This window comes from Candidatus Palauibacter sp., assembly GCF_965197445.1.
Taxonomy (GTDB): domain Bacteria; phylum Gemmatimonadota; class Gemmatimonadetes; order Palauibacterales; family Palauibacteraceae; genus Palauibacter.
In genome coordinates this window covers 1,156,321-1,176,147 of record NZ_CBDANE010000005.1, presented here as the reverse complement: position 1 = coordinate 1,176,147, position 19,827 = coordinate 1,156,321, and the positions used below count along the sequence as shown (strand labels likewise).

Genomic DNA, 19,827 nt, shown 5'->3' with positions numbered 1-19,827 from the left:
ATCCGTACGGACACGAGGCGTTCTCATAAGGCGCCGGCAGCGACCTACTCTCCCAGGGCGTCTCCACCCAAGTACCATCGGCGCTGAGGGGCTTAACTGCTGGGTTCGGGATGGGACCAGGTGTTTCCCCCTCGCTAAAGCCGCCGGCAATTCCTGAAACAAAGCAGCGAGTGAGTGCCAAACTGTCGAGTGCGCTGAAGCGCTTATCGACCAATGGTAAAGATAGGATCAAGCCTCACGGACGATTAGTACGGCTCGGCTGAGGCGCTCACACGCCTTACACCTGCCGCCTATCTACGCAGTCGTCTCCTGCGGTCCTTTAGGCACCTTGTGGTGCGGGAGATCTCATCTTGAAGTGGGCTTCCCACTTAGATGCTTTCAGCGGTTATCCCTTCGCGACGTAGCTACCCTGCGATGCCCCTGGCGGGACAACAGGTACACCAGCGGTCACTCCACTCCGGTCCTCTCGTACTAGGAGCGGCTCTCCTCAAATCTCCAACGCCCACGGCGGATACAGACCGAACTGTCTCACGACGTTCTAAACCCAGCTCGCGTACCGCTTTAACGGGCGAACAGCCCGACCCTTGGGACCTTCTTCGGCCCCAGGATGCGATGAGCCGACATCGAGGTGCCAAACCGCCCCGTCTATGTGAACTATCGGGGGCGATAAGCCTGTTATCCCCGGCGTACCTTTTATCCGTTGAGCGACGGCCTTTCCACACAGAACCGCCGGATCACTAAGGCCTGCTTTCGCATCTGCTCGACCTGTCGGTCTCGCAGTTAAGCTCCCTTATGCCTTTGCACTCTTCGCGCGATTGCCGACCGCGCTGAGGGAACCTTTGCGCGCCTCCGTTACCTTTTGGGAGGCGACCGCCCCAGTCAAACTACCCGCCTGACACTGTTCCCGAACCGGCTAACGGTCCCAGGTTAGAATCCAGACATCGCAAGGGTGGTATTTCACTAATGGCTCCACAGAACCTGGCGGCCCTGCTTCAATGCCTCCCACCTATCCTACACAGACGGTGCCCGAACCCAATATCAGGTTGTAGTAAAGGTGCACGGGGTCTTTTTGTCCTGCCGCGGGTACTCGGTATCCTCACCGAGACTCCAATTTCGCCGAGCTCTTGGTTGAGACAGTGCCCAAGTCGTTACGCCATTCGTGCAGGTCGGAACTTACCCGACAAGGAATTTCGCTACCTTAGGACCGTTATAGTTACGGCCGCCGTTTACCGGGGCTTCATTTCAGAGCTTCGCCGAAGCTAACCCTTCCATTTAACCTTCCGGCACCGGGCAGGCGTCAGTGCCTATACGTCGTCTTGACGACTTTGCAGACACCTATGTTTTTACTAAACAGTCGCTTGGGCCGATTCTCTGCGGCCGGTTTCGGCTCCCCTGCGCAAGGCAGGATCACCTACCGCCGGCTCCCCTTCTCCCGAAGTTACGGGGACATTTTGCCGAGTTCCTTAACCAAGACTCACTCGAGCGCCTGAGGCTACTCGCCTCGCCCACCTGTGTCGGTTTACGGTACGGTCACACGTACTACTCGTTCACGAAGCTTTTCTTGGCAGTCCGATTACGGTCCCTTAGCGAAGTCCGAAGACTTCTTCGGCGTCGGATCTCGGCTTCACCAGGCGGATTTGCCTACCCGGAAACGCCTACCTCCTTGCATCGTTCATGTCCATAGAAACGACGGACCTGTCACCTCTGCGTCCCTCCGCGAACTCAAGCGCAGTACCGTGTGGTACGGGAATGTTGACCCGTTTTCCATCGGCTACGCCTTTCGACCTCACCTTAGGGGCCGACTAACCCTGAGCTGATCGACATGGCTCAGGAAACCTTGGGCTTACGGCGACAAGGGTTCTCACCTTGTTTCTCGCTACTCATTCCGGCATTCTCACTTGTCTGCGCTCCACGGGTAGCCTTCCGGCCCCGCTTCACAGCTCAGACAACGCTCCCCTACCCCGCGCGCACTAGGCGCGCAGCCTTAGCTTCGGTGGCTAACTTGAGTCCCGACCATTATCGGCGCAGACCCGCTTGACTGGTGAGCTATTACGCATTCTTTCAAGGATGGCTGCTTCTAAGCCAACCTCCCAGTTGTCTCCGCAAATCCACCGCCTTTGTCACTTAGCTAGCACTTGGGGACCTTAGCTGAAGGTCTGGGTTCTTTCCCTCTCGCGCACGAACATTATCGCCCGTGCACTGCCTCCCTGAGACCAACTGACGGGCATTCGGAGTTTAGTAGGGGTTGGTACCCGGTTTAGGGCCCTAGCCCTTCCAGTGCTCTACCTCCCGCAGTCTACACTCAGAGGCGATACCTAAATATCTTTCGGGGAGAACCAGCTATCTCCAGGTTTGATTGGCCTTTCACCCCTATCCACAGCTCATCCGAGCAGTTTTCAACCCACAACGGTTCGGTCCTCCACGAAGCATTACCCTCGCTTCAACCTGGCCATGGATAGATCACTCTGGTTTCGGGTCTATCCCCAGCAACTTTACGCCCAGTTAAGACTCGCTTTCGCTTCGGCTCCGCCGCTGAACGGCTTAACCTCGCTACTGAGGAATAACTCGCCGGATCATAATGCAAAAGGCACGCGGTCACCCGACATCTCTCACGAAGAGAGGGTCGAGCTCCCACCGCTTGTAGGCACACGGTTTCAGGATCTGTTTCACCCGCCTCCCGGCGTACTTTTCATCTTTCCCTCACGGTACTAGTTCACTATCGGTCACGGACGTGTATTTAGCCTTGGCAGGTGGTCCTGCCGGTTTCAATCGGGATTTCACGTGTCCCGACCTACTCAGGAATGGTTCAGAGATCGCAACGTCGGCTTCGCCTACGGGGCTGTCACCCTCTATGGCTTGGCTTTCCAGACGGATTCGACTCACCGTCGTACGACACTCCGAGAGTCGGCAGACTCTCACGAACCACCCTGCAACCCCACGGAAGCAACGGCTGCCGCCTTGGCACCTCCATGGTTTGGGCTCTTCCCCGTTCGCTCGCCGCTACTGAGGGAATCACGGTTGTTTTCTCTTCCTCGAGGTACTTAGATGTTTCAGTTCCCTCGGTTCGCTTCCCATCGCCTATGTATTCAGCGAAGGGATGACCGGGCATCACCCCGGCCGGGTTTCCCCATTCGGAAATCCAGGGATCAACGCTTGCGTGCAGCTACCCCTGGCTTATCGCAGCTTGCCACGTCCTTCATCGCCAGTCCGTGCCTAGACATCCACCCTGTGCCCTTACTCGCTTGATCCATCTTCATCGACGGCATCAAGCACCTCAGACGCACTCGGCGCCCAGCACTCACTCGCTACCAGATTGTCAAAAAGCAAGACCCGCGAACACAAACGAAGGGAATCGCGGGCAAGACGGGTAAAATAGGGTTTGGTTGGTGGGGCGTCAAGCTTTGCGGCACCACCCGGTAAGGGGGCTACGCTTCGCCCAGGGGCTCCAGGTGTTCGGCCAGAACGGCGACCGTGTTGTCCAGCACCTGCATGAACCCGCGCGCCACCTGGAAGCGGCGCGGCCCCTCGTCCGTCCGGACCCGGAGGACGCCCTCCCCCAACAGGACGACCATGGGGGCGTGCCCGTACAGGATCCCGACCTCGCCGTCGTGAGCCGGCGCGATCAGGGACGTGGCCGTCCCCGAAAAAGCGGCCGCGGACGGCGAGATGACGGTCACGTTCAGCCGTCGCTCGCTCGACAGGTTTGCCGCGGACGGGATGTCGTCCCAGGGCCCATCGTGGTCGCCGATACCGGCCGGCATCACATGCCTCCCGCGGACCCGGGCGCGCCCCGGGCATCAAGCTTGCTGGACCTCATGCCGCTTCGGCCTCCAGCTTCCGGGCCTGCTCGATGGCTTCCTCGATACCTCCGACCATGTAGAAGGCCTGCTCGGGAAGGTGGTCGAACTCGCCCTCCACCATGCGTTCGAACGACTCGATCGTGGCCTCGAGCGGCACGTAGCGGCCCGGGATTCCCGTGAACTGCTCGGCCACGTGGAACGGCTGCGAGAGGAACTTCTGGATTCGACGGGCCCGGCTCACGATCACCTTGTCCTCCTCGGAGAGTTCGTCCATGCCGAGGATGGCGATGATGTCCTGCAGGTCCTTGTAGCGCTGCAGCGTGCGCTGGACGGCCGTCGCGACGCGGTAGTGGCGCTCGCCCAGGTACTGTTCGCTGAGGATCCGGCTGCTCGAGTCGAGCGGGTCGACGGCGGGGTAGATGCCGAGCTCGGCGATCTGGCGCGACAGCACCGTCTGGGAGTCGAGGTGCGTGAAGGCGGCCGCGGGCGCCGGGTCCGTCAGATCGTCGGCCGGCACGTAGATCGCCTGCACCGACGTGATCGATCCCCGTGTCGTCGACGTGATGCGCTCCTGGAGGTTGCCCATCTCGGTCGCGAGCGTCGGCTGGTAGCCGACCGCACTCGGCATGCGGCCCAGCAGCGCGGACACCTCGGAGCCGGCCTGGCTGAAGCGGAAGATGTTGTCGATGAACAGGAGAACGTCGAGGCCCTCCACCTCCCGGAAGTACTCGGCCACCGTAAGGCCGGTCAGGCCCACGCGCAGTCGCGCGCCAGGAGGTTCGTTCATCTGCCCGTAGATGAGCGCCGTCGAATCGATGACGCCCGACTCCTTCATCTCCAGCCAGAGGTCGTTCCCTTCGCGCGTCCGCTCGCCCACCCCGCAGAAGACGGACCGGCCGCCGTGCTCCTGCGCGATGTTGTTGATGAGTTCCATGATGATGACGGTCTTGCCGACGCCGGCCCCGCCGAACAAGCCAGTCTTCCCGCCCTTCACATACGGGGCGATGAGGTCGACCACCTTGATCCCGGTGACGAAGATCTCGGTCTTCGGCTCGAGGTGTCGGAGGCTCGGAGCCTTGCGGTGGATGGGCCAGCGCTCGGTCGCCTCGACCGGTCCCATCTCGTCCACGGGCTCACCGAGTACGTTGAGGATACGGCCCAGCACGGCCTCTCCGACGGGCGTCGAGATCGGGTGGCCCGTATCCGCGACTTCCATGCCGCGCGTCACACCATCCGTCGCGTCCATGGCGACCGCGCGTACCTGGTTGCGGCCGATGTGCTGCGCGACCTCGCACACGAGATCGTGCGTGGTCCCGTCGTCGTCCTCCCAGGAGAGCGCGAGTGCGTTATAGATCTCCGGCAAGTGCTCGGGCTGGAACACGGCGTCGATCGTGGGTCCGATGACCTGCACGACCCTTCCGACGCCCCGCCCGGTCGATCCTTCAGACATATGTCGGCCTCATGGCTATCAGTTCGTGTGGGGCGACTCGGCCCCTGCGCGATTCGCTGCTATCCGTCCAGTGCGTCCGCGCCGCCGATGATCTCGGCGATCTGGTTCGTAATCTCGGCCTGGCGGGCGCGGTTGTACGTCCGTCGCAGGTTGTCGAGAAACTCGTTGGCGTTGTCGGTCGCCGACTTCATGGCGGTGCGGCGGGCGGCCTGCTCGGCCGCCGCCGTCTCGAGCAATGCGCTGTACGTGGAATTCGTGACGTAGAGCGGCAGAAGGTGGTCCAGAATCCCCTGTTCCGACGGATCCAGGATGTAGTAGGGCTGCGGGCCGCTGCGGCCCTCGCCGACACCGACCGGCAGGATCTGCCGGACGGAGGGCGGCGTGCTGACCATGTTGCGAAACTCGGCGAAGACGAGCCGTACGGCGTCGAGTTCGCCCGCCACGAAACGGCTGGCCAGGTCTTCGATCACACTCCGGGCGTCGTCGGTGCCGGGCGGGTCCCCCAGGTCGTTGCGTGTTCGCGTCATCTCCACACCGCGGAACCGGAAGTAGGAGATGCCCTTGTTGCCGAACACGTGGAACTCGACCTCGGCTCCGGCCTCCTTCAGTTCGCGGAGTTGCGCCTGCGCGGTACGGATGAGGTTGACGTTGAAGGCGCCGCACAGCCCCCGGTTGCTCGTCACGAGCACGACCGCGGCACGCGCGATGCGGGCGGGCTGCCGCAGGAGTGGCTGGGACTCGGCCAGATCCGGGGTGGCGAGCCGACCGATCATGTCCATCAGCTGGGCCGAGTAGGGACGCGCCCTGAGCACGCGCCCCTGCGCCTGCGCGAGCTTCGCAGTCGCGACCATCTCCATGGTCCGCGTGATTTTCTTCGTACTGTCGACGGATTTCATCCGCCGATAGATGTCCCTCGACTTGCTCATACTCTCGGTCCCGGCGCCGCCATGCCGATTATGCCGTTACGGCCGCGGCCGGATTCGCCCCGGCGCCCACGGCGTCCGAACGCACTCCCCCGTCGTGCGCGAACGCGTCCGAATAGAACTCGATCGCCTTGCGGAGCGCGGCTTCGGTCTCGCCCGACATCTGCTTTTCCCCCAGGATCGCCTCGCCCACGCCGGACTCCTGTGCCCGCATGTACTCGAGGAATCCCACCTCCCAGGCTCGGATCCGGGAGACGTCGAGGCCGTCGAGGAAGCCCTGCGTGGCCGCGAAGATCACCATCACCTGCTCCTCGACCGGCATCGGCTCGTACTGCCCCTGCTTGAGGACCTCGACCGTGCGCTCACCGCGGTCGAGCTGCCGCTGTGTGGCGGCATCGAGTTCGGTGCCGAACTGCGCGAAGGCCTCGATCTCGCGGAACTGCGCCAGGTCCAGCCGGAGCCGACCGGCGACCTTTTTCATCGCCTTGATCTGCGCGTTTCCGCCGACGCGCGAGACCGAGATCCCCACGTTCACGGCGGGGCGAACCCCGGAGTAGAAGAGGTCGGTCTCGAGGAAGATCTGGCCATCGGTGATCGAGATGACGTTGGTCGGGATGTAGGCCGAAACGTCGCCTGCCGCCGTCTGAATGATCGGGAGCGCGGTCAGCGAGCCGCCGGGCTTCCTGATGTCCGGGTGGCCGGCGATGGCGGCGGGGTCGTTACTGATCTTCGCCGCCCTCTCGAGCAACCGGCTGTGGAGATAGAAGACGTCACCCGGATAGGCCTCGCGGCCCGGCGGGCGACGGAGAATGAGCGAAGCCTCGCGGTACGCGTCGGCCTGCTTCGTGAGGTCGTCGTACACGACGAGCACGGCTCGACCTTCCTCGTACATGAAGTACTCGCCGATCGCGCACGCCGCGTAGGGGGCCATGAACTGCATCGGCGCGGGATCCGAGGCGTTCGCGGCCACCACCACCGTGTAGTCGAGCGTACCCTCTTCGCGGAAGCGCTCGACGATGCCGGCCACCGTCGACCCCTTCTGGCCGATGGCGCAGTAGACGCAGATGACGTCCTGCCCCTTCTGGTTGATGATCGCGTCGATTGCAACGGCCGTCTTGCCCGTGCCGCGATCGCCGATGATCAGCTCCCGCTGGCCGCGGCCAATGGGGATCATGGAGTCGATCGCCTTGAGGCCGGTCTGGAGCGGCTCGTTCACCGGCTGGCGGTAGACGATGCCGGGCGCCTTCCGGTCGACCATCATGTGGCTGACGGTCTCGATCGGGCCGCGGCCGTCCAGCGGCTGGCCCAGCGTGTCCACGACGCGGCCCAGGATCTCCGGGCCGACGGGCACGGACAGCACCCGGCCGGTCCGTCGCACGGGGTCGCCTTCCTTGAGGACGAGATAGTCGCCGAGGATCACGGTGCCGATGTTGTCTTCCTCGAGGTTGGAGGCGAGACCGATCACGGTGATTCCGGAGTCGCGGGACGTGATTTCGAGCATCTCGTTGGCGACGCACGACGAGAGACCCCAGATACGGGCCACGCCGTCCTTCACCTCGAGAACCTCGCCCACCTCCTCGACACGGAGTTCCTCCTCGTAGCGGTCGATCTGCTCGAGGAGGGCCTTCTTGATCTCGCTCGCTCGAAGGGAGCTTTCGGTACCTGTCATCTTCTTCTCTTCTCTATCAGTGCAGTTCGCGCCGCATCCGTTCGAGTTGCCGCCGCAGTGAGGCATCCAGCAGCTCGTCGCCCACCCGAATGATTACGCCGCCCAGAATGTTCGGATCCGCCCGGAACTCCGCATCGATCTCGCGGTCGAAGCGCCGTTCGAGCGCCGAGACGACCTCGGCCTGTACGCCGGCATCCGCCTCGAACGGCAGCGTCACCGCGGCCCGGACTCGTCCCGCCCTCTCATCGAGGAGATCGCGGTAGGCGCGGGCAATTCCCGGCAGGACCCGCTGCCGGCGGCGGTCCAGCACGACCAGCAGAAAGCGGACGAACGGCGCGGGCGCCCTTCCGGAAAGCGCATCCCGAATCGCCTCCTTCTTCTCCGACGGCGCCACCGCGGGCACCTCCAGGAAACGGCGAAATGCCGGCGCGTTCGCGTACAGGCCCCCGATCTCCTCGATCAGCGTCCCGTACTCCGCTTCGCTCCCGTCGCGTCGCGCGAGCTCGAAGAGGGTCGCCGCGTAGTTGCGGGCCACCGCCGAAGCGCTCACAGATCGGCCACGGCTGCTAGACGCCCGACACGAATTCGCGGACCAGCCGCCGGTTCTCATCCGAGTCCAGCCGGGCCCGGATGAGCCGTTCGGACGCCGCCAGCGCCAGGTCCACCGCGTCGCGCCGAATCTCCTCGCGCAGGCGGTCCCGCTCGAGACCGATCTCACGGCGGGCGTCGTCGAGCATCTGCGCCTGCTGCGCCCGCGCATCCTCGAGCATTTGCTTCCCGAGACCATCGGCGGCGCTTCGGGCCTGATCCAGCATTTCCCGCGCTTCACGACGCGCCGCATCCAGCGCGGCTTCCTGCTGCGCCAGCACGGCCTGCGCCTCGTCGCGCGCAGCGAGCGCATCGTCGATGGCGCCCTGGATCTTCTCGTGCCTCCGCTCGAGCCCGCCGGAGATGGCCGGAAAGACCCAGCGTGCCAGGACCACGAGCGTGAGCACGAACAGGATCCACGTCCACACCACGAGCCCCACATTGAGCGAGAAAATCCCCGTCTCCGACTGGGCGGCCAGCTTCAGAGGCGAAACGAGCCCCCAGATCGCTCCGAGACCGGCCAGGCGCATCAGAGGCCGCCGCGGATGAAGCCGGCGATCACGAGGCCGAACAGCGCCACGCCTTCGATGAACACGGCGAGCACGATCGCGGCCGTCTGGATGGTCTGCGCCTCCTCCGGCTGGCGGGCCATCGCTTCGGTCATTCGACCGCCGATGAGACCGATTCCGACGCCGGCCCCGAGCACCGAGAGCCCACCGCCGACGATCGCCAGGCCGATCGCGAGACCGTCACCGGTCGACATGCCCTGCAGCAACATCAACATGTTCAGCATCTTTTGTTCCGGTTTCCTTTCCCTGTCGGGGTCCGTACGACTCCCCCCGTTCGGTCCGCGCAGCTCCGGCGCGGAAGTTTCGCGAGTCCCCTCGCGGGTTAGTGTGCGTGCCGGATCAACCCGATGAACACCGATACCAGCATCGCGAAGATGTACGCCTGCAGTAACGAGATGAAGATCTCCAGCATCATCACGAACAGCGCGAGACCCATCGCTCCCAGGATCGTGCCGGAGCCGATCAACACGCCGCCGAAGCCCGAGCCGCCAACGACCATCGACCCGTACGTGAGGATGAGTCCCATGAAGGCGAGGATGACGAAGTGGCCCGCCGTCATGTTCGCGAACAACCGGATCGCGAGGGCCATGATCTTCGAGAACTTCGCGATCAGTTCGACCGGGGCCATGATCAGCAGCGTGATGGGCTTCAGCGGCCCCGGCAGCCCGGGCGGAAGGAAGAACACCGTCTTCGCATAGCCCAGCGGCCCGAGGGCGACGAAACCGGCCGTCTCGATGACGACGAGCGCGATGATGGCCAGCGCCGCCGTGACCATGATGTTTCCCGTCGCCGTGGCGCCGAAGGGGATGAGGCCCAGCAGGTTCGAATAGAGGATGAAGAAGAAGAGAGTGATGACGAGCGGGACGAACTTCTCCCCTCCGCGGCCGATGTTGGCCATCACCACATCGTCCCTGAGGTACATATAGAAGGCTTCGATGCCGTTGAGGAGGCCTCCGGGCGCTTTCTCGCCCTCCCCGAGCTTCCGGGAGGAGCGGGCGGCGAGGAACATCGTGACGATGGTCAGGATGGTCGCGAACATGAGGAACAGCACGTGCTTCGTGATCGACAGATCGATCTCGAGACCGCCGACATGGAACGCCGGGAACTCGGGGAGATGGAAGGTATGGAAGGGCCCCAGTTCCCATTCGTTCGAGTCCACGACGTGATGCATCATCGCCTCGGCGCCCCACTCCGTGGCGGCATGCTCCTGCACCGCCTCCGCCGCGGCCGGGGCATGCTCCTGCATCCGGCTCGCCAGATTCCGGAAGGGGGACATCGATCTATTGAACACCGGGTTCATCCGGCCTTGCGTTCCGTGTCTGGTTCGTCCGTCGGGCCGGCCGGTTCACCGGACTGCCCGAGCCCGCGCGCGAGCCACAGCCATATGGCCTCGACCCACAACAGCACCAACATCGCGATTCCGTAGGCGATGGGCAGGTCCGGAGTCGCCGATCCCGTCCACGTCAGCCCGCCCGTCACGACCAGCCCTCCGGCGCGGAGAGCGATCCCGGCCAACCAGGGCTTCGTCGCTCGTCGTCCCGCAAACAGCGCCCGGTCGAGGGGCCAGATCGCGGCGACCTGGATCAGCCAGGCCGTGGCGATTCCCCACGCGCGTTCGCCTCCTCCGGACACGACCGCCGCAGCAACCGCCAGTCCCAGTGTGGAGAGCGCATACATCGGCGCGCGCCGCACCCATCCGCCGCGAATTCCCGTCACGCCTCGCGGTCCGTCTCTTCGGCCGCGGACGTCCGGCGGTCCGCAGCCAGCCGGCCATACAGACTGTAGCAGCCTCCGGCGAACCCCGCGAACACACCGAAGAGCACAAAGAGGGGCGCCGTCCCCAGTCGGCCATCCAGCCAGTTTCCGCCAACCGCGAGCAGCGCGATCGTCAGGCCCATCGCGATGCCGAGACTCGCGAGCTCGGTACCCGCCGCCTTCGCGTACAGGCGGGTGTTACGCCTCTCGGGCTGTTCCGATTCCGGCCGGTTCTTCGAACCGTGAGACGGCTGCCGCATGGGTTGACACCTCCATCGCCGGTGCCCCGGGCGGCCCGCTTGTGAAAAATTTCCCAAGCCCAATCTGATCGCTTGTGAAAAATTTCGCAATCCCGGTTTCGCTTGACGCTGGGCGCAGAAGACCTAGGTTGCTGCGACCATATTGAGGGGTCCTCGCCAACTCCGAAATGGCCTTGCGAGGCTGCCCGCAGTCCCGCTCCCCCACCCACGCCTGGAGCCGAGTGAGTTTGGAAGCCGGTCGAAGGGTCGAGACAGATGACGTTCGGCTTCTCGCGGAGTTGGGCCACGCGCGTGTTCAGATCGAGGAGGAGATCGGGAAGCGGATCATCGGCCAGCACGAGGTCGTTGAAAAGCTCCTGATCACGCTGCTGGCTGATGGGCATGCCCTTATCGTCGGCGTCCCGGGTCTGGCCAAGACACTCCTCGTGTCCACTCTCGCCGAAGCCCTCCACCTTGAGTTCAGCCGGATTCAGTTCACGCCGGACCTGATGCCGTCCGATATCACCGGGACGGAAGTGCTCCAGGACGACCAGCTCACCGGCCAGCGTCGGTTCGCCTTCGTTCGGGGCCCGATCTTCGCCGACGTGATCCTCGCGGACGAGATCAACCGGACCCCCCCGAAAACGCAGGCCGCGCTGTTGCAGGCGATGCAGGAGGGCGAGGTCACGGTGGGGAGCGAGACGTTCCCCCTCGGCCGTCCATTCTTCGTTCTGGCGACGCAGAACCCGATCGAGCAGGAGGGGACCTACCCGCTGCCGGAAGCTCAGCTCGACCGCTTCATGTTCGAACTACGGATCGGCTACCCGACGGCGGAGGAGGAGTCGATCATCGCGGACATGGGCGCGAGCGGACCGCCGGCGACGGTGAACCCGGTCGTGACCGCGGGGCAGCTCCTGGACTACCAGGCGCTGGTGCAGCGGGTGCCCGCGTCGAAGTCGGTGGTCGACTATGCGGTCCGACTGGCGCGAGCCACCCGTCCTCGGGAGGAGTCGTCGCCCGGCTTCGTGCGGAGAATGGTGAGTTGGGGTGCCGGGCCTCGCGCTTCCCAGCACACGGTGCTCGCCGCCAAGGCGAGGGCCGCCCTCGATGGCCGGCCTGTACCCAATCTCGATGATGTGCGGGCCGTGGCGCCTGCCGTGCTCAGACACAGGGTCGTCCCCGGCTTCGAGGCGGAAGCCGAGGGGAGGACCGCGGACGACATCGTCACGGAGCTGATCGAGCACAGCCGCAGCTGGTAGACCTTGGACGAAACCGACAGTACCCACAGTACCCACAGTGAGGACCGGGGCCGGTGATCGGCACTCTCGCGCTCCTCGCATTCCTGCTCGTGTTGTCGGGGTTCTTCTCCGGGGCCGAGATCGCGCTCTTCTCGCTCGGCGAGCCCAGGGTCCGGGCGCTTGCCCGCGAGAAGCGTCCCGGCGCGCGCGCGCTCGAGAAACTCAAACAGAACCCCGAGCGGCTGCTCATCACCATCCTGATCGGCAACAACGTCGCCAACATCGGAGCCGCCGCCGTCGCGACGTACACCGCAACCGAGCTGTTCGGCTCCGCCGGGGTGGGACTCGCGACGGGGGTCATGACGCTCCTTGTCCTCGTGTTCGGGGAGGTCACGCCCAAGAGCTTCGCAGCGCGCAATGCGGAGCGTCTGTCGCTGCTCTCCGCCCCGTTCATCACAGGCCTGGGGCGGGTGCTCCTTCCGGTGGCCCTCCCCTTCGAGTGGCTCGTCCGCCGTGTGCTGCCGGACGACGAGAGCGCGACCCACGTAAGCGAATGGGAGATCCGTGCCATGGCGCGCCTCGGTCACCAAGCGGGGGACATCGAGGCGCACGAGCGGCAGTTCATCGATCGGGTATTCACCCTCGACCGGCTGCGGGCCCGGGAGATCATGACGCCGCGGGTCGACATCCTCGCCTGGGAAGATTCACGCAGCCTGGGGGACATCGCGGAAGGGCTGACGGATCTCCGTTTCAGCCGGATCCCCATCTACGGCGAATCGCTCGATGACGTCACGGGGGTGCTGTACCGCACCGAAGCGTACCGGGCGCTGCTCGCCGGCGAGCATGACATCCCGCTCGCCAGACTCGCGCGCGAACCGTATTTCGTGCCGGAATCCGTCACGCTCATCGAGTTGCTCGAACAGTTCAGGGCCCGACGCGTCCACATGGGGCTCGTGGTCGACGAGCACGGCGGGCTCGACGGGCTCGTCACGCTCGAGGACATCCTGGAGGAACTGGTCGGCGACATCGTCGACGAGACCGATGAGCCGGAGGAACCCATCGTCCAGCTCGGCCGAAACGAGATCGTGGCGGACGGCGGGGCGGAACTGCGCGAGATCAATCATTTCTTCGGCACGGCGTTCCCGGTGCTCGACTACCGCTCGCTCAACGGCTTCCTGCTGGGCGAACTGGGCCGGGTGCCGGAAGTGGGGGAGTACCTGGACCACGGAGATGTCCGGATCCATGTGCTGGCGGCCACCGACACGCAGGTGACGCGCGCCCGCATTCGACGTCGCTAGCCGCGTCCGGGGTCGGCCAGGCCGAGATACCAGTCGATCATGGTGTCGCCGAACAGGAACGTGACGGCGGCCCCCAGCGCGAGGAAGGTCCCGAACGGGACCGGCTTCCCCGTGCGGAGGGACGTGGGCCCGAAGATGATCGACCCCGCCAGCGCCCCCAGGAAGATCGTGAGGAGGGCGCCCGCCGGACCCAGGAACGCTCCGACCATCGCCATCATCTTCATGTCGCCTCCGCCGAGCGCAGGCTTCCTGAATACTCTTTCGCCCAATCGCCCCGCGACGGACAGGATACCATAGCCGAGGGCCGCGCCCGCGAGGGCGTTGAGCGGTCCGGCGGAGCCGGGGAACAGCGACGCGGCGAGCCCCGCGGCGAGCCCGCCGAGGGAGAACGGATCCGGGATGACGTAGTGGCGTGCGTCGGTGACGGCGATGCCCAGGAGCAGAGTGAACAGGATCGCGCCGGCGAGGGCGCCCGGGGTCGTCCCGTACACCCAGACCATGCCGGCCCAGATCGCGACCGTCGCGAGTTCGACCGCCGGGTAGCGCCAGGAGATGGGTTCGCCGCAGTCGCGGCACCTCGCTCGCAGGAGCGTCCACGAGACGATGGGGATGTTGTCGAACCAGCGGATTCCTGCGCCGCAGGCCGGACAGCGGCTGCGCGGCAGCACGACACTGTCGCCGGCGGGCATGCGCGTGATGCAGACGTTCAGGAAGGAGCCGGCGGCAGCTCCGAGCAGTGCGGCGCAGACGATGGCGCCCGGGTCAGCCACCCCGGTTTCCGGACCGCAGACGATCCAGGAGGATTGCTCCCGCCGCGGCCACATTGAGCGACTCGACTCCCGGGGCCAGTGGTACGGCGACGCGGCGCCTGGCCGCGGCGAGGAGGGTGCCGGAGAGGCCGTGTGCCTCGCTTCCGAGGGCGAGGGCGACCGGCTCGTGCGGCGCACGGTCCATGGGCGGCCCGTCGGCGGCCGCGGCCCAGATCGAGACGCCTCGTTCTGCCAGCCGGGCCACCGCGTCCGGGGCGTCCGTCCTGAACACGGGGCCCCGGAGGACCGCCCCGGCGGACGCCCGCAGCGCTTTCGGCCCCCACGGATCGGCGGTGTCTCCGACGCCGACCACGCCGGCGACCCCAAGCGCCACGGCGGTGCGTACCAGAGTGCCGACGTTCCCCGGATCCTGCACGCCGTCCAGAAGCACGATCGTCCCGGGGCCCACGTCGTCCCAGCCGGACACGGGGACCTCGCCGATCGCGATCACCGGTTGCGGTGTGGTCGCGTCCGCGAGGGCCGAGATGAGCGCTTCGGGGACCGCCTCCGTGCGCACACCCCGCCCCGCCGCGCGGCCGAGCAGATCCCGCAGGCCCGGCGCGGCCGGCGCGGCGTCGGCGTACAGCACCGCGACCGTGCGCCCCGGCCAGTCGAGCAACTCGCCGACGAGGCGGGGCCCCTCCGCCAGGAAACACCCGGTGTCCCGGCGCCCCTTGCCGCGGTGCAGTGACCGCCAGGCCTTCACCTCTGCGCGAGTCGGCATGCCGTATAGTTTACGCCGCGGCGAAACCGATTGTCATCGTGATCCTGCAAAGTGGAGCGCAATGCCGAACACGAAGGGGACGACGACACGCCGCACGATGGCCCTCACCATCGCGGGCAGCGACTCGGGGGGCGGGGCCGGCATCCAGGCCGACCTCAAGACCTTCCACTCGTTCGGCGTGTTCGGGTTGAGCGCGGTAACCGCCGTGACCGCGCAGAATACCGTGGGAGTTCAGGCGGTCCAGGCGCTCGATCCGCCCATCGTCCGGCGGCAGATCGATTCGGTGCGTTCGGACCTTCCGCCCTCGGCCGCGAAGACCGGGATGCTGGCCAATGCCGGGATCGTACGGGCCGTCGTCGGAGGGCTGCGCGGCTTCACCCAGCCGCTCGTCGTCGACCCGGTCATGGTGGCCACGAGCGGGGACCGCCTGCTGGATCCGGCGGCGGTCGACGCGATCCTGAACGAACTCCTGCCGCTTGCCACGCTTGTCACACCGAACCTCCCCGAGGCGGCGATCCTCGCGGGACGGTCCGTCGGGAATCCCGGGGAAATGTCGGAGGCCGCTCGTGCGATCGTCGCGCGCGGGGCCGGCGCGGCGCTCGTCAAGGGAGGGCATCTGGGTGGCGACGAAGTGGTCGACCTGCTCTGGGACGGCGAGCGCGAGCGGGTGTGGCGGAGCCCCCGGATCCGGACCTCGGAGACGCACGGGACAGGGTGCACGCTATCGGCGGCGATTACGGCGGGTCTGGCCTCCGGGCTCGCGCTGGAGCCGGCCATCGAAAAAGGCCTCGCGTTCACCCACGCGGCCATCGCCTCCGCTCCGGGTCTCGGGTCCGGCCGCGGCCCGGTCGATCACTGGGCGGCTCCGGAGAGCGCCGACGGATCGTAGGGATCGCGGGGACGCCGCGTCGCCCCGCTACTCGCCGTAGGGGACCCAGATGTTCTTCACCTGGGAGGCGTGGCGGAGGAACTCGCGCCCCTCGGCCCCCTGATCGAACCAGTCACGTCCCGGCCCCCCGCTCACCCAGGTGCGCTTGAGGTTGGAAGCGGAGCGCCGTTCCACGTCGGCCGCGCCTTCGTCCGTCCCGAAGTACCACATCCCGTCCACCGCATCGTGGCTGGCCAGGGTCGGCCTCATCTCCTCTTCAAGACCTGTGAGGATGTTGATGACGCCAGCGGGGACATCCGAGGTCTCGAGCACCTGATAGAAGTCCGTGGCGAGCAGCGGCCAACGGTCCGAAGCCACCGCGACGACGGAGTTTCCGAGGGCGACGGGCGGGATCACGGTGGAGAGGAAGCCCAGGAGAGCAGGTTCCGGGGGACACACGACCGCCATCACACCGAGAGGTTCCGGCATGGCGAGGGTGACGTTGCGGAAGGGGGTTCGGTGGACGGCGCCGTCCCACTTGTCCGCCCAGGCCGCGTAGGTGAACAGGCGTCGCACGGACGCCTCGACCTCACGTCGTGCCGCCTCGGGTCCACAGCCCGTGAGCCTGGACAGCCGCTCTTCGAACGCGGCCTGCCGGGTCGCCAGATTCTCGCCCACGTAATAGAGGATCTGCGCCCTCAGGTGCGCTGTCGTACGCGCCCACTTCGTGGCAAGCGCCGCCTCCACGGCGTTGCGTGCGTCTTTTCGGTTTCCCCGGGCCACCTCTCCCGCCGGGCGACCCAGGTGGTCGTGGACCTGCAGGCTGTATCCACCATCGGGACGGGCCTGCCGTCCTCCGATGTAGAGCTTGGGTGTGCGGTCGATTGAGGGCGGCCCGCCACTCCTGGCGCTACTTCCGGCGGTGTCGTCCTGCGCCTCCGTCGCCGCCTCGGCACGCCCACCCTGCACCGTATCGTCCGGATCGTCCGGGCGCTGACGGACGTACTCCCACAGCCCCTCGCGACCGCCCTCGCGCCCGAACCCGCTCTCGCGGTAGCCGCCGAACCCCGACGCGGCGTCGAACACGTTGGTGCAGTTGATCCACACCGTCCCGGCCTTGATCTGCGAGGCGATGTCCAGGGCAAGGTTGACGTTCTCGGTCCACACGCTGGCCGCGAGGCCGTACCGGGTGTTGTTTGCGAGCGCGACCGCCTCCTCGGGAGTACGGAAGGTCATCTGGACGACGACCGGGCCGAAGATCTCGACCTGCGCGATCCGCGCGGCCGGGGACACGTTGGTGCAAAGCGTGGGCGGATAGAACCAGCCGGTCCTGGGGGCGCTCCACGATGGCTGCCAGATCGTGGCGCCCTCCTCCCGCCCCTCATCGACCAGCGCTTCTATCTTCCGGAGCTGAACAGGTGCGATGATCGCCCCGATGTCGACGCCCTTGTCGAGCGGAGAACCCATGCGGAGCGTCTCCATGCGGGCGCGCAGACGGTCGGCGAGCGCGTCGGCGATCCCCTCGTGCACGAGGATCCGGGAGCCTGCGCAGCAGACCTGCCCCTGATTGAACCAGATCGCGTCGACGACGCCCTCGACGACGCTGTCGAGATCTGCGTCGTCGAACACGACGAACGGCGATTTTCCGCCCAGTTCAAGCGAGATCTTCTTCCCCGTCCCCGCCGTCACCTCGCGGATGATCCTTCCGACCTCCGTCGAGCCGGTGAACGCGATCTTGTCGACGCCGGGGTGCTCGACGATCGCCGCCCCCGTCCGGCCGTCTCCGGTCACGATGTTCACGACGCCGGGAGGCAGGTCGATCTCGTGGCAGAGCTCGGCGAAGCGCAGGGCGGTCAACGAGGTGAACTCGGCCGGCTTGAGGACCACCGTGTTCCCGGTGGCGAGGGCGGGCGCGATCTTCCAGGCCAGCATGAGCAGCGGGAAGTTCCAGGGGATGATCTGGCCCGCGACGCCGAGCGGCTCGAGGTCCGCCAGCTCCGAGTCCATGAGCTGGGCCCAGCCCGCGTGATGGTAGAAGTGGCGCGCGACGAGCGGGATGTCGATGTCGCGCGACTCCCGGATCGGCTTCCCGTTGTCCAGCGTCTCCAGCGTCGCGAGGAGTCGGGCGTGCTTGTGGACGTGACGAGCGATCGCGTACAGGTAGCGGGCTCGCCCGTGCGCCCCGAGTTCCCACCAGGCCGGGTGCGCCGCGCGGGCCGCCGTCACCGCGCGGTCCACGTCGGCGGCGCTGCCCTGGGCGATTTCCGCCAGTGGCTCTTCGTTGCTCGGGTCGAGGGTCGGGAAGAACTCCCCGCCGACGGGCCGGGACCAGCCGCCGTCGATGTAATGCCCGAGACTCGGGCCGCGCGCGGCGATCCAGGCCCGGGCTTCGTCCGCCGATTCGGGGGCGGGACCGTACTCCATCGTCTCGAACAACTCCGCGATCTTCGGCATCGTCGTCTCAGCCCAGAGGGTGCCGGTGATACGCCGAATACCGGCCCGTCGCCCAGTGCTCAAGCTGTCGTTCGATGTCCGCGAGCAGAGAACTCGCTCCAATGCGGAACAGCGATTGATCGAGCCACGGGCCACCCAGTTCTTCCTTCATCAGGGTCAACCACTCGAGCGCCTGTTTCGCCTTCCCCACGCCGCCCGCCGGCTTCAGGCCGACGTGGAAACCCGAGAGCTGCCGGTAGGCCCGGATCGCGCGCGCCATGACGAGTCCGACGGGGAGCGTGGCGTTGACCTTCTCCTTGCCGGTGGAGGTCTTGATGAAGTCCGCCCCGGCCATCATGCAGGTCCAGCTCGCCCGGGCCACATTGCGCAGGCTTCCCAGTTCACCCGTGGCCAGGATCGTCTTGAGGTGCGCCTCGCCGCACGCCTCGCGAAAGACCCGGACCTCGTCGTACAGCGACCCCCAGTCCCCGGTGAGTGCGTGGCGGCGCGTGATGACGATGTCGATCTCCCGGGCACCGGCCTCGACCGCCGCGTGAATTTCGTCGACGCGCTCCGCGAAGGGTGTGAGGCCGGCGGGGAAACCGGCGGCGACCGCACACACAGGGATACCGGCGTCCCCGAGCGCCTCGACGGCGGCGGGCACCATCGTCGGATAGACGCAGAGCGATGCCACGCGCAGCCCGAGATCTTCCGCTCCCAGCGCATCGAGCACGTCGGGACGGACCGGGCGGCGGGCCTTGGCGGCGAGGCGGGCCACGCGTCCCGGCGTGTCGTCACCCGACAGCGTAGTGAGGTCGATCATGGTGACGGCACGCAGCAGCCAGGCGGCCTGCCACTCCCTCTTGATGCTGCGGCGCGTGCCCAGAGTGGCGGCGCGGCGTTCGATCGCGCTGCGGTTCGCGGACTGCTCCCGGATCAGGTCGAGGTCGAGCGGCGTCCCCGCGTTGCGCGCCCGCAGGGGGACGACATCGGCGCCACCCGAACCCGCGCCGGGGAGTTCTGCGGCCGTCGCGACATCTTCGGGCGCGATGCTGCGTTCCGTCGCTTTGGGCATCAATCCGCTGCGGGCTCGGGCAATGGTTGCAATGATACGGTCGGTAGGAATATCGCATGTTCGCCGAAAGCCGGCGAATCGGCCACCTCACCACGGAGAGTGCGGTGCGGGACGAATTGCCAAGTGTCGCTAGACACTTTACACTACGTGGATGATACGGAGCTTCCGGCATCGTGGGCAGGGTGGAGGTGATGCTCGCCCAACTCGATGTCGCCGACTCCCCGGAAGCCATGCGCCTTCCCGGGTATCGGCTGCATGCCCTCAAGGGGAGGTTGCGGGGCTATTGGTCGGTGACCGTAACGGCCAACTGGCGTCTCATCTTCCGCTTTGAGGACGGCGATGTCCATGACGTGGAACTGATCGATTACCATTGATGAACGGAGGACCGC

18 protein-coding genes and 2 rRNA genes are annotated in these 19,827 nt (G+C 66.2%); 4 read left to right on the top strand and 16 right to left on the bottom strand.

Annotated features, from left to right (window positions below; translation table 11 throughout):
- Positions 1-31 precede the first annotated feature (31 nt).
- The 12 genes from rrf to ACN9M6_RS12470 form a co-directional block, all read right to left on the bottom strand.
- Positions 32-148: ribosomal RNA gene (gene rrf / locus ACN9M6_RS12525) — 5S ribosomal RNA — on the bottom strand.
- 76 nt (positions 149-224) lie between these two features.
- Positions 225-3,248, bottom strand: a 23S ribosomal RNA gene (locus ACN9M6_RS12520).
- A gap of 177 nt (positions 3,249-3,425) precedes the next feature.
- Positions 3,426-3,761: a F0F1 ATP synthase subunit epsilon gene (locus tag ACN9M6_RS12515; RefSeq protein ID WP_419163234.1), complete on the bottom strand. Its 336-nt coding sequence runs from the start codon at positions 3,759-3,761 to the stop codon at positions 3,426-3,428.
- 52 nt (positions 3,762-3,813) lie between these two features.
- Positions 3,814-5,250 (bottom strand): F0F1 ATP synthase subunit beta, encoded by a 1,437-nt coding sequence (gene atpD / locus ACN9M6_RS12510; RefSeq protein ID WP_419163233.1) that lies wholly within the window; start codon positions 5,248-5,250, stop codon positions 3,814-3,816.
- Positions 5,251-5,309: 59 nt separating this feature from the next.
- Complete coding sequence (atpG, locus tag ACN9M6_RS12505; RefSeq protein ID WP_419163232.1) at positions 5,310-6,176, bottom strand: ATP synthase F1 subunit gamma; 867 nt, start codon at positions 6,174-6,176, stop codon at positions 5,310-5,312.
- 28 nt (positions 6,177-6,204) lie between these two features.
- Complete coding sequence (gene atpA / locus ACN9M6_RS12500) at positions 6,205-7,842, bottom strand: F0F1 ATP synthase subunit alpha (RefSeq protein ID WP_419163231.1); 1,638 nt, start codon at positions 7,840-7,842, stop codon at positions 6,205-6,207.
- A gap of 16 nt (positions 7,843-7,858) precedes the next feature.
- A complete protein-coding gene (atpH, locus tag ACN9M6_RS12495) occupies positions 7,859-8,392 on the bottom strand; it encodes an ATP synthase F1 subunit delta (RefSeq protein ID WP_419163230.1) in 534 nt (177 codons plus the stop codon).
- A gap of 16 nt (positions 8,393-8,408) precedes the next feature.
- Entirely contained in the window at positions 8,409-8,960 is a 552-nt protein-coding gene (gene atpF, locus ACN9M6_RS12490) for a F0F1 ATP synthase subunit B (protein WP_419163229.1), read from the bottom strand.
- Entirely contained in the window at positions 8,960-9,223 is a 264-nt protein-coding gene (locus ACN9M6_RS12485; protein WP_419163228.1) for a F0F1 ATP synthase subunit C, read from the bottom strand. The genes atpF and ACN9M6_RS12485 overlap by 1 nt, the downstream gene beginning before the upstream one ends.
- A gap of 98 nt (positions 9,224-9,321) precedes the next feature.
- Positions 9,322-10,290 (bottom strand): F0F1 ATP synthase subunit A, encoded by a 969-nt coding sequence (gene atpB / locus ACN9M6_RS12480; RefSeq protein ID WP_419163227.1) that lies wholly within the window; start codon positions 10,288-10,290, stop codon positions 9,322-9,324.
- Positions 10,291-10,295: 5 nt separating this feature from the next.
- Positions 10,296-10,715 (bottom strand): hypothetical protein, encoded by a 420-nt coding sequence (locus tag ACN9M6_RS12475; protein ID WP_419163226.1) that lies wholly within the window; start codon positions 10,713-10,715, stop codon positions 10,296-10,298.
- The gene (locus ACN9M6_RS12470) at positions 10,712-11,014 is read right to left on the bottom strand and encodes an AtpZ/AtpI family protein (protein ID WP_419163225.1); all 303 of its coding nucleotides are present in this window, start codon (positions 11,012-11,014) and stop codon (positions 10,712-10,714) included. Before ACN9M6_RS12470 ends, ACN9M6_RS12475 begins: the two co-directional genes overlap by 4 nt.
- A gap of 227 nt (positions 11,015-11,241) precedes the next feature.
- On the opposite strand from ACN9M6_RS12470, the gene ACN9M6_RS12465 reads away from it, so the two are divergent.
- Positions 11,242-12,252, top strand: a complete 1,011-nt coding sequence (locus ACN9M6_RS12465) for an AAA family ATPase (RefSeq protein WP_419163224.1) — start codon at positions 11,242-11,244, stop codon at positions 12,250-12,252.
- Between the two features lie 53 nt (positions 12,253-12,305).
- Positions 12,306-13,529 (top strand): hemolysin family protein, encoded by a 1,224-nt coding sequence (locus ACN9M6_RS12460; protein ID WP_419163223.1) that lies wholly within the window; start codon positions 12,306-12,308, stop codon positions 13,527-13,529.
- On the opposite strand, the gene ACN9M6_RS12455 is transcribed toward ACN9M6_RS12460, so the two are convergent.
- A complete protein-coding gene (locus ACN9M6_RS12455; protein ID WP_419163222.1) occupies positions 13,526-14,299 on the bottom strand; it encodes a prepilin peptidase in 774 nt (257 codons plus the stop codon). The genes ACN9M6_RS12460 and ACN9M6_RS12455 overlap by 4 nt on opposite strands.
- Complete coding sequence (locus ACN9M6_RS12450; protein WP_419163221.1) at positions 14,292-15,062, bottom strand: TrmH family RNA methyltransferase; 771 nt, start codon at positions 15,060-15,062, stop codon at positions 14,292-14,294. The genes ACN9M6_RS12455 and ACN9M6_RS12450 overlap by 8 nt, the downstream gene beginning before the upstream one ends.
- A 61-nt stretch (positions 15,063-15,123) precedes the next feature.
- On the opposite strand from ACN9M6_RS12450, the gene thiD reads away from it, so the two are divergent.
- Positions 15,124-15,951 (top strand): bifunctional hydroxymethylpyrimidine kinase/phosphomethylpyrimidine kinase, encoded by an 828-nt coding sequence (gene thiD / locus ACN9M6_RS12445; protein WP_419163220.1) that lies wholly within the window; start codon positions 15,124-15,126, stop codon positions 15,949-15,951.
- A 27-nt stretch (positions 15,952-15,978) separates the two neighbouring features.
- Here the strand turns inward: thiD and ACN9M6_RS12440 are convergent, their stop codons facing one another.
- Both ACN9M6_RS12440 and deoC read right to left on the bottom strand, forming a co-directional pair.
- Positions 15,979-18,384, bottom strand: coding sequence for an aldehyde dehydrogenase family protein (locus tag ACN9M6_RS12440; protein ID WP_419163219.1), 2,406 nt, complete (start codon positions 18,382-18,384; stop codon positions 15,979-15,981).
- A 7-nt stretch (positions 18,385-18,391) separates the two neighbouring features.
- Complete coding sequence (deoC, locus tag ACN9M6_RS12435) at positions 18,392-19,438, bottom strand: deoxyribose-phosphate aldolase (RefSeq protein WP_419163218.1); 1,047 nt, start codon at positions 19,436-19,438, stop codon at positions 18,392-18,394.
- A gap of 173 nt (positions 19,439-19,611) precedes the next feature.
- Here deoC and ACN9M6_RS12430 point away from each other — a divergent pair, with 173 nt between their 5' ends.
- Entirely contained in the window at positions 19,612-19,812 is a 201-nt protein-coding gene (locus ACN9M6_RS12430; RefSeq protein WP_419163217.1) for a type II toxin-antitoxin system RelE/ParE family toxin, read from the top strand.
- The last annotated feature ends 15 nt before the right edge of the window (positions 19,813-19,827 follow it).

Excerpts from the sequence above, each read along its gene's own strand:
- atpF (WP_419163229.1), bottom strand. The coding sequence starts at position 8,960 with ATGCGCCTGGCCGGTCTCGGAGCGATCTGGGGGCTCGTTTCGCCTCTG.
- deoC (WP_419163218.1), bottom strand. The coding sequence starts at position 19,438 with ATGCCCAAAGCGACGGAACGCAGCATCGCGCCCGAAGATGTCGCGACG.
- ACN9M6_RS12470 (WP_419163225.1), bottom strand. The coding sequence starts at position 11,014 with ATGCGGCAGCCGTCTCACGGTTCGAAGAACCGGCCGGAATCGGAACAG.
- ACN9M6_RS12515 (WP_419163234.1), bottom strand. The coding sequence starts at position 3,761 with ATGCCGGCCGGTATCGGCGACCACGATGGGCCCTGGGACGACATCCCG.
- ACN9M6_RS12485 (WP_419163228.1), bottom strand. The coding sequence starts at position 9,223 with ATGCTGAACATGTTGATGTTGCTGCAGGGCATGTCGACCGGTGACGGT.
- thiD (WP_419163220.1), top strand. The coding sequence starts at position 15,124 with ATGCCGAACACGAAGGGGACGACGACACGCCGCACGATGGCCCTCACC.
- atpD (WP_419163233.1), bottom strand. The coding sequence starts at position 5,250 with ATGTCTGAAGGATCGACCGGGCGGGGCGTCGGAAGGGTCGTGCAGGTC.
- atpA (WP_419163231.1), bottom strand. The coding sequence starts at position 7,842 with ATGACAGGTACCGAAAGCTCCCTTCGAGCGAGCGAGATCAAGAAGGCC.
- atpG (WP_419163232.1), bottom strand. The coding sequence starts at position 6,176 with ATGAGCAAGTCGAGGGACATCTATCGGCGGATGAAATCCGTCGACAGT.
- ACN9M6_RS12440 (WP_419163219.1), bottom strand. The coding sequence starts at position 18,384 with ATGCCGAAGATCGCGGAGTTGTTCGAGACGATGGAGTACGGTCCCGCC.
- ACN9M6_RS12450 (WP_419163221.1), bottom strand. The coding sequence starts at position 15,062 with ATGCCGACTCGCGCAGAGGTGAAGGCCTGGCGGTCACTGCACCGCGGC.